The organism is Streptomyces sp. NPDC046712 (assembly GCF_040645695.1).
Lineage (GTDB): Bacteria > Actinomycetota > Actinomycetes > Streptomycetales > Streptomycetaceae > Streptomyces.
In genome coordinates this window covers 102,364-111,107 of the sequence record NZ_JBEYYW010000027.1, presented here as the reverse complement: position 1 = coordinate 111,107, position 8,744 = coordinate 102,364, and the positions used below count along the sequence as shown (strand labels likewise).

7 protein-coding genes and 1 pseudogene are annotated in these 8,744 nt (G+C 69.8%); 1 reads left to right on the top strand and 7 read right to left on the bottom strand.

What is annotated here, in order from left to right; all coding sequences use genetic code 11:
* From ABZ939_RS29435 to ABZ939_RS29405, 7 genes and pseudogenes are all read right to left on the bottom strand, one after another.
* Positions 1–94, bottom strand: a pseudogene (locus ABZ939_RS29435) (LLM class F420-dependent oxidoreductase); the annotation flags it as partial.
* Positions 95–122: 28 nt separating this feature from the next.
* The gene (locus ABZ939_RS29430) at positions 123–1,307 is read right to left on the bottom strand and encodes a cytochrome P450 (protein ID WP_361861600.1); all 1,185 of its coding nucleotides are present in this window, start codon (positions 1,305–1,307) and stop codon (positions 123–125) included.
* Positions 1,297–2,004 (bottom strand): tRNA-dependent cyclodipeptide synthase, encoded by a 708-nt coding sequence (locus ABZ939_RS29425; RefSeq protein ID WP_361861597.1) that lies wholly within the window; start codon positions 2,002–2,004, stop codon positions 1,297–1,299. The genes ABZ939_RS29430 and ABZ939_RS29425 overlap by 11 nt, the downstream gene beginning before the upstream one ends.
* A gap of 206 nt (positions 2,005–2,210) precedes the next feature.
* On the bottom strand, positions 2,211–3,236 hold the full coding sequence (locus ABZ939_RS29420) for a LacI family DNA-binding transcriptional regulator (RefSeq protein ID WP_361861594.1): 1,026 nt from the start codon (positions 3,234–3,236) through the stop codon (positions 2,211–2,213).
* A 26-nt stretch (positions 3,237–3,262) separates the two neighbouring features.
* Positions 3,263–4,204: a carbohydrate ABC transporter permease gene (locus tag ABZ939_RS29415; RefSeq protein WP_361861591.1), complete on the bottom strand. Its 942-nt coding sequence runs from the start codon at positions 4,202–4,204 to the stop codon at positions 3,263–3,265.
* Entirely contained in the window at positions 4,201–5,133 is a 933-nt protein-coding gene (locus tag ABZ939_RS29410; RefSeq protein WP_361861588.1) for a sugar ABC transporter permease, read from the bottom strand. Before ABZ939_RS29410 ends, ABZ939_RS29415 begins: the two co-directional genes overlap by 4 nt.
* Positions 5,130–6,443: an extracellular solute-binding protein gene (locus ABZ939_RS29405; RefSeq protein WP_361861585.1), complete on the bottom strand. Its 1,314-nt coding sequence runs from the start codon at positions 6,441–6,443 to the stop codon at positions 5,130–5,132. The genes ABZ939_RS29410 and ABZ939_RS29405 overlap by 4 nt, the downstream gene beginning before the upstream one ends.
* A gap of 191 nt (positions 6,444–6,634) precedes the next feature.
* Here ABZ939_RS29405 and ABZ939_RS29400 point away from each other — a divergent pair, with 191 nt between their 5' ends.
* Positions 6,635–8,656: a beta-galactosidase gene (locus tag ABZ939_RS29400; protein ID WP_361861582.1), complete on the top strand. Its 2,022-nt coding sequence runs from the start codon at positions 6,635–6,637 to the stop codon at positions 8,654–8,656.
* Positions 8,657–8,744 lie beyond the last annotated feature (88 nt).

Here is an 8,744-nt window from a genome sequence, read left to right as displayed (position 1 = left end):
CGTTCTCCACGTCGAAATGCGTGCCGTGATGAGTGACGTACCCGCCCTCGAACAGCCCGCGAATGATGCCCACGGCCTCTTCCAGCATCTCCAGGACGGCGTTGCGAGGGTTCAGCGGATGGTCACCAGGCGACCGGGAGACGCTCGGGGATGCGCTTCATGAAGCGGGTGCGCCAGACGAGTTGGTCGACCGGGACCGCGAGGTGCAGGTCGGGCATCCTGTCGAGGAGGACCTCCAGGGCGATCTCGGTGTGCTTCTTCCCGAGGGCCGTGGCCGGGCAGTAGTGCTGACCGCCGCCGAACGACAGGTGCGCCGGGGCGTTGGGGCGCGTGATGTCGACGGTGTGCGGGTCGGGGAAGACGGCCGGGTCGGTGTTGGCCCCCTCGACCAAGACGAGAAGGAGCTCGCCCTTGCGGACCTCGACGTCGCCGAGGGTGACGTCCTCGAGGGCGAGGCGTGGCAGCCCGTCGGCGATGGAGAGGTTGACGCGCAGCAGCTCGTCCACGGCGGTGGGGATCCGCTCCGGTTCCTTGCGGAGCTGTTCCCAGACGTCGGGGTTCTGGAGCAGGGAGAAGATGGCCATGGTGAGGAAGCCCATGGTGGAGATCACGCCCGCGCCGAAGAAGGTGACGCCGACCGTGGCGAGCATCTCGTCGGTCAGATGGGCGTAGTCGGGGTTCCCGCGCAGCGCGGCGAGTTCGGCCATGAGGCCGGTGGTGGCCGGATCGTCCAGTCGCTCGACCATGTAGGCGATGTCGCGGTCCCAGTTGAGCCGGGCGCCGGTGACGGGGCAGGCCGAGTTCATGAACGCGATGTCCAGGCTGGCGGCGAGGCGCGGCGCGTCGGCCTCGGGTATGCCGAGGATCCGGCAGTGGAGGTGCTCGGCGTAGGGGTTCGTGAAACGGCCGCGGAGGTCGACGGGCGGGCCGTACGCGAGGAGTTCGTCGACGAGCTCGGAGGCGTGGCGGCGCATCCAGTCGGTGAGGCCGTCGGTCTTGGGGTTGATCGCCTTGAGGACGGCCTTGCGGAGGCCCGCCCCGGTGATGTTGCCCATGTTGTTGACGACCTCGGGCGGGATGGTCAGCGCGTACTGCCGGGGGACGCCGGGTGCCGAGGTGTCCTTGAGCGAGAAGCGCGGGTCTTCGAGGACCTGCTTGCACAGCTCGTAGGAGGACACCAGCCAGGCCGGGTCGCCGGCGATGGTGCGGACGCGTTTGACCGGCTCGGCGCGCAGGGCCTCGATCTCGGGCGGAAGGCGGTCGCCCCGGGGGGAGAACGGGAAGTCGGTCAGCGTGTCAGTGGTCATCGTGGTCTCCGAGAAGTGCGCTGACGATGGCGTGGCCCTGGTTGCGGGAGGCGCGCAGTCCGGAGCCTCTGGAGTAGAGGAGTTCGGCCATCGGCAGGAGCTGGTGGTAGCAGTTGAGGGAGGAGGGGACGTCGAGGATCGCCGGGGTGTCCAGGAAGAGCGGTGCCTCGGCGCAGATGTACTGGAGGCAGACCTCGCGCTGGCGGGCGGTGGGGGTCTGGCCTTCGAGGACCTTGGAGGAGAGGAACGCCGTGACGAGCTTGTCGCAGGTGGCGAGAAACTCCGGGTCGGTGGCGAGCAGGTCGTCCAGGTGCTTGCGCAGGTGCCGGTAGGCGGGTATGTCGAGGAGCGCGGACATGGGGCGTCCTCTGAGCCGTTCGCCGCTGGGGTCGGTGGCGGCGACGGCGTTGTTGACCTTGGCGCGTACGCCGCGGAGGTTCTTGACCGTCTTGCGGCGGGCCTCGTCGGGCGGGTAGCCGAGGGCCTCGTACATGTCGGCGACGTGCAGGTCGGTGTAGATGAGGTCGACCTGCTCGAAGTTACGCAGTCCCCACGCGGCGAGGTCGGCCACCCGCTGGGCGGAGAAGTAACCGTTGCCGGGGGAGATGCCGATGACCGCGTGAGCGCCTTCGGTGTGGATCACTTGGCAGTGCTGCGTATACGGCTGGACCTTGAAGCTGTCGGTCGCTGTCGTCAAGTGAAGAGATGTCCTTCGGGCGCCGCTAGTCCCGTGGGGGCCGTGTGCCCCTGGTGTGGCGGCGACGGCATGAAGTTACCGGCGATCCCCACAGAGTGACGATTCTGATCACGACGTGACTCGAAATCATCTGTACATGACCGAAATTAATGCGCCACTCCGGTGTGGAGCGGCGCATTCCGGCCAATGTCTCGCGTGTTGGACGCTCAGCTCGACTCGCGGCGCACCAGCTCCGTGGGCAGAATGACCGCGGCCGGCTCCTCGCCCCCGATGCGGGCGAGCAGCATACGGACCATCTCACTGCTGATGCGGTCCCACGGCTGCCGGATCGTGGTGAGCGGCGGACGGGAGGAGAGGGCGGCCTGCGAGTCGTCGAAGCCACCCACGGCGACGTCCTGCGGGACCCGGCGGCCGGCGCGGTCGAGGGTGTCGAGCACGCCCTGGGCCATCAGGTCCGAGGCCACGAACACGGCGTCGATGTCCGGGGCGCGCTCCAGGAGGAGGGCCGCGGCCGTCTCGCCGCTCGCCCGGCTGTAGTCGCCGGTGACGATCAGCGCGTCGTCGGCGGGCAGTCCGCACTCGGCGAGCGTCTCGCGGTATCCCGCCAGGCGTTCGACGCCGCCCGGGGTGTCCAGGGGGCCGGTGACGGTGGCGATCCGGCGGCGGCCCGTCTCGTACAGGTGGCGCACCATGTCCCGTGCGCCGTCCCGGTCGTCGGCCGCGACATAGCCGATCTTGGCCGTCTGGCCGAGCGGCTTGCCGCAGGCGACGACCGGGACGCCCGCGGCGTGCAGCTGGGCGACCACGGGGTCGCCGGAGTGGCTGGAGACCAGCAGGACGCCGTCGACGTGCCCGGCCTCGATGTAGCGAAGATTGCGCCGCCGTTCGTCCTCCGTGCCCGCGATCATCAGCAGCAGCGGGATGTCCTGGGCGGCGAGCGCCTGGGTGCAGGCCCGCAGCAGCACATTGAAGTTGGGGTCCTCGAAGAACCGTTCCTGGGGCTCGGTCAGCAGGAATGCCACCGAGTCGGACTTGCCGGTGATCAGCGAGCGGGCGTGCCGGTTGACGACGTAGCCCGTTCTGCGGATGGCGGCGTCGACGGCCGCCTTGGCTGTGGGGCTGACGTAGTGCCCGCCGTTGAGGACGCGCGAGACGGTGCCGCGCGAGACCCCGGCCTCGCGCGCCACGTCGTGGATGGTGGCCGGGCGGCGCCTGCCCGCTGGAATGCTCATGCTCTGTTCCCCTTGTTCCCCGGTGCTCAGGACTTTACGGCGCCGGACAGCAGATCGAGGCTCCAGAAGCGCTGGATGACCAGGAACAGGGCGATGAGCGGGACGATCGCGAGCAGCGCGCCGGTGATGACCAGGGTGTAGAGGGCGGGTTGGCCCGCTCCCTGCTTGAGGAGCGTGAACAGCCCCACGGTCATGGGGAACTTCTCGTCGTCGCCGAGCATGATGAACGGCAGCAGGAAGTTGTTCCAGATCGCCACGAACTGGAAGAGGAAGATCGTCACCAGGCCCGGCGACATCATCGGGACGGCGATCCGCAGGAAGATCCGCCACTCCCCCGCGCCGTCCATCCGTCCGGCCTCGACGAGTTCCATGGGGATGGCGGCCTCGGCGTAGATCCGGCCGAGGTAGACGCCGTACGGGGAGAGGATCAGCGGGAGGAGGACGGAGAGGTACGTGTCCGTCAGGTCGGCCTCGGCCATCAGGAGGTACTGCGGGATGGCGAGGATCACCGGGGGCATCAGGACGCCGGTGAGGATCAGGTTGAAGAAGGTCTCGCGGCCGCGGAAGCGGTAGAGGGCGAGGGCGTAGCCGGCGAGCGCCGAGACGATCGTGGACAGGACGGCGCCGAGCCCGGCGTAGAACACCGAGTTGGCCATCCAACGCCAGTAGAGGCCGTCGCGGTACGCGCCCAGGTCGGCGAGGTTGTCGCCGAAGCCGTCGCCGGGCAGGAAGGTGAAGGTGGAGAAGAGGTCCGCGCCGGACTTGGTGGAGGCCACCAGGACCCAGGCGATGGGCAGCAGGCAGTAGAGCGCGCCGAGGACGAGGGCCGCGGTCGGCAGCAGCGCGACGCGGCGCGGGCTTGGGGTCCCCCCGCCGGAGGCATGGGGAGGGCCCTGGGAGGTTCCCGGGGTGGTGCCGGCGGCCGGGGCGGCTTGGCGCACCTGTGACGGGGAGGCGAGCCCGCTCATCGGGTGGCTCCTTGCTTCGTACGACGGTTGGAGGCCCGCAGGAGGCCGAACGACAACAGGAAGGTGGCCGCGGCGAGGACGACGGCGGTGGCCGACGCGGCATGGATGTTCCCGCCGGTGAAGGCGTCGTTGTAGACCTTCATCAGGGGGCTCCAGGTGGTCGGGATGCCGTTGGTGAGCGGCCGGAGCGTGGTGGGCTCGTTGAAGACCTGGAGGGTGGCGATGATCGAGAAGAAGAAGGTGAGCACCAGCGAGGGCGCCACCATGGGGATCTTGATCCGCAGGGCGATCTGCAGCTCGGAGCAGCCGTCGAGCTTGGCGGCCTCGTGGACCTCGGCGGGGAGCGAGCGCAGCGAGGTGTAGATCACGATCATGTTGAAGCCGGTGCCGCCCCAGACGGCGATGTTGGACATCGCGAGGTAGAGGGGTCCGCCGTCCATCAGGTCCGGCTGCGGCAGTCCGAGGGTGTCGAGCAGGTGGTAGAAGGGGCTGACGTCGGGCAGGTACAGGAAGCCCCACATGAGGGCCGCGATGACGCCGGGGACGGCGTACGGCAGGAAGATCGTGAGCCGGGAGAAGGAACGGGCCCGGACCCGCTCGGTGTCGAGCAGCAGCGCGAAGAGCAGGGCGAGACCCAGCATGACGGGGACGACGATCGCGCCGTAGCCGAGGATCCGCAGGGCGCCGGCGCCGAGTTCGGAGTCGGTGAGGGCGGCGGTGTAGTTCTCCAGGCCGGCCCAGACCTCGCTCCTGGACCCCTTGCCCAGACCGAGGCCCTTGACCTCGATCTTGTGGAAGCTGAGCCAGATCGCGTAGCCGATGGGCAGCGCGAAGAAGAGGGCGAACAGGACGGCTGCCGGGAGGAGGAAGCCGTACGGGGCCACCTTGACCCCGTACGACCGGCGCACGCCCTGGGTGGGCTGCGTCACTGGGCGACCTCGAAGCCCTGCTTCTTCAGGTCCGCGACGGTGGCGGCCTGCATGGCGCTCAGGGCGCCGGCGAAGTCGGACTTGGCCTTGGCGGCCTTGCCGAACTCGTCCTTGAAGGAGGTGTACGCGACGTTCACGTTGGGGCCCCAGGCGGCGGGGGCGGTGGTCTTCGCGATCGCCGCGGCCTGTGTGTAGAAGTCGGGCTGGTTGGCGAAGAACTCCGGGGCCTGGGCGAGCGCGCCGCCGGTCTGCGCGGCGGTGGCGGCCGGGTAGATGCCGGCCTCCTTCACCAGGGCGGCGAGCGCCTCGGGGTCGGTGTTCAGCCAGGTCGCGAACTTCGCGGCGGCCGCCTTGTGCTTCGAGTCGGTGGTGACGGCGGTGGTGGAGCCGCCCCAGCTGCCGGTGGAGGGCTTCGTGGCGTCCCACTGGGGCAGCGGCGCCATGGCCCACTTGCCCTTGGTGTCGGGCGCGGCGGTGGTCAGGACACCCGGCGCCCAGACGGCGCTGACCCAGGCGATCTGCTGCCCGGTGTTCAGGGCCTTGTTCCAGGCGGGGGTGTACATCGGCTGGTTGTCGATCGCGCCATCCTTGACGAGGCCGCCCCAGAAGTCGGCGACCTTCTGGGTGGCCGTGCCATCGACGCCGACCTTCCACTTCTGGTCCTGGGTGGTCCACCACTGGGCGCCGGCCTGCTGGGAGAGGCCGGCGAAGAGGCCCGCGTCGTTGGAGGAGAAGGTGGTGAGAGCCTTGTCGGGCGCCTTGGCCTTGAGGGCCTTGGCGGTGGCGGCGAACTCGTCCCAGGTGGTGGGGACCTTGAGGCCGTACTGCTTGAAGAGGTCGGTCCGGTAGAAGAACATCAGGGGCCCGGAGTCCTGGGGCACCGCGTAGACGGCGTCGGAGCCGAGCGTGGTCTGCTGCCAGAGGCCGGGGGCGAACTTGTCCTTGGCGCCGCCGACTTCCTTGGAGATGTCGGCGAGGGCGTCGTTGCTGACCAGCGTCGGCAGGGCCTGGAACTCGGCCTGGACGAGGTCGGGTGCCTGGTGGGCCTTCGACGCCGTGATGATCTTGGTGACCAGGTCGTCGCCGGAGGCCTGCTTCTGGACGGTGACCTTGATGTCCGGGTTCTTCTTGTTCCAGATCGCGGCCACCTTGTCCATGTTGGGCGCCCAGGCCCAGTAGGTGAGCGAGACGGGTCCGGACTCGGCCTGCTCGCCGCCCTCTTCGGACGAGCCGCAGGCGGTCAGCGCGGCGGCGCCGAGAGCGACGGCGGTGGCAGTGGCGACAACACGGTGGCGCAAAACGATGGGCATGGAGCCCCTCCCCTGACGAGCGGTCCCTCCGTTGCGAGAAGACCGGCCATGCATCTGTGAGCGTTCACAGTAGAGAAACGTTCCGGACACTTGTCAATGGTGGATCGTGTGCGGTTATGTTGCGTTGCCACATCGAGATCTGATGTGTGTACGTTCACAGATGTTCGAGTTCTGACGTTCAGGAGACACGCATGCCGGACATGACTCCCCAAGGCCTGCACCGGCTCGCCTTCGGTGGGGACTACAACCCCGAGCAGTGGCCGGAAAGCGTCTGGCAAGAGGACGTCCGGCTGATGCGCGAGGCCGGTGTGACCATGGTGAGCGTCGGGATCTTCTCCTGGGCACTGCTCGAACCCGAGCCGGGAACGTACGACTTCGGCTGGCTCGACCGGGTCCTGGACCTGCTGCACGAGCACGGCATCCGCGTCGACCTGGGGACGCCCACGGTGGCGCCGCCCGCGTGGTTCTACCGCGCCCACCCCGACGCGCTGCCGGTCAGCCGCGAGGGTGTGCGGTACGCGTTCGGCTCACGCGGGGCGATCTGCCACAGCTCGTCGGCGTACCGCGAGGCCGCCGCACGGATCACGACGAAGCTGGCCGAGCGGTACGCCGGCCATCCCGCCCTGGCCCTCTGGCACGTCCACAACGAGTACGGCGTCCCGGTCAGCGCCTGCTACTGCGAGAGCTGCGCGACCCACTTCCGGCGCTGGCTCGAGAACCGGTACGGATCCGTCGAGGCCGTCAACGAGGCCTGGGGCACGGCCTTCTGGGGCCAGCACTACACCTCGTACGAGCAGATCGACCCGCCGCGCCTGGCCCCCACCGTGGGCAACCCGGCCCAGCAGCTCGACCACCGCCGCTTCGCGGACGCCACCATGCGGGAGAACTTCCGCATGGAACGGGACATTCTGCACCGGCTCTCCCCCGGCGTCCCGGTCACCACCAACTTCATGACCGCGCTCAGCCAGTGCGATTCCGTCGACTACTGGGCCTGGGGCCGTGAGGTCGACCTCGTCACCAACGACCACTACCTGATCACCGACGGCCGCCGCACCCACGTCAACCTCGCCATGGCCGCCGACCTCACCCGCTCCGTCGCGGGCGGCGCGCCCTGGCTGCTCCTCGAACACGCCACGTCGGGGGTCAACTGGCAGCCCCGCAACCCCGCCAAGCGTCCCGGGGAGATGGCCCGCAACTCCCTCGCGCACGTCGCGCGCGGATCCGAGGGCGCGATGTTCTTCCAGTGGCGCCAGTCCCGGCGCGGCGCGGAGAAGTTCCACTCGGCGATGGTTCCGCACGCCGGGACCGGCTCCCGGGTCTGGCGCGAGGTGGTCGGGCTCGGCGCCGACCTAGACACCCTCGCGGGGCTGCGCGGCACACGGACCGTGCCGGACGTCGCCATGCTGTGGGACTGGCAGTCGTGGTGGGCGCAGAGCCTGGAGTGGCGGCCGAGCGAGGACCACGACGCGCGCGAGCGCGCCGACAGCTTCTACGAGTCGCTCTACGACCGGCACCTGACTGTGGACTTCGCTCACCCGGAGGCCGATCTGTCGGCCTATCCGCTGGTCGTGGTCCCGGCGCTCTACCTCGCCACCGAGGCAGCGGGGCTCAACCTCCGCGAGTACGTCCAGAACGGCGGCACGCTCGTCGTCTCGTACTTCTCCGGGATCGTCGACGAGCACGACGCCGTCCACCCGGGCGCCTACCCGGGCGCTCTACGCGACGTGCTCGGGCTGACCGTGGAGGAGTGGTCGCCGCTCGGCGCGGGCGAGTCGGTGCGGATCGCGGGCCCCGACGGGGCGACGCTGCCCGCCGACGTCTGGACCGAGTTCGTGGTGGAGCGCGGCGCCGAGCCGGTGTGGACGTACGCGGACGGGCCGGCCGCCGGGCGCCCCGCCGTCACCCGCCACCGCCTGGGCAGGGGCACCGCCTGGTACGTCTCCACCCGGCTCGACGCGGTTTCGCTGGACACGATCCTCGGCGCGGCCTGCGAGGACGCCGGGATCGAGCCGCGCGGCGACTTCCCCCGGGACGTCGAGGTCGTACGCCGCTCCGGAGCGGAAGGTGACTACCTCTTCGCGCTCAACCACACCGCCCACGACGCGAAGGTGCCGCTGGAGGCCCCCGGCACCGAACTCCTCGGCGGCGAACGCGCCGACGGGCACCTCGCCGTCCCGGCCGGGTCGGTGCGCGTCATACGGCTCGGCGCCTGATCGCTCCTCACCCATGACTCCCCGGGGGCGGGCGTCCCGTACGAGCGCCCCCGGGTGAACGGCACCACCCCGCACCATCCTCCCCCTC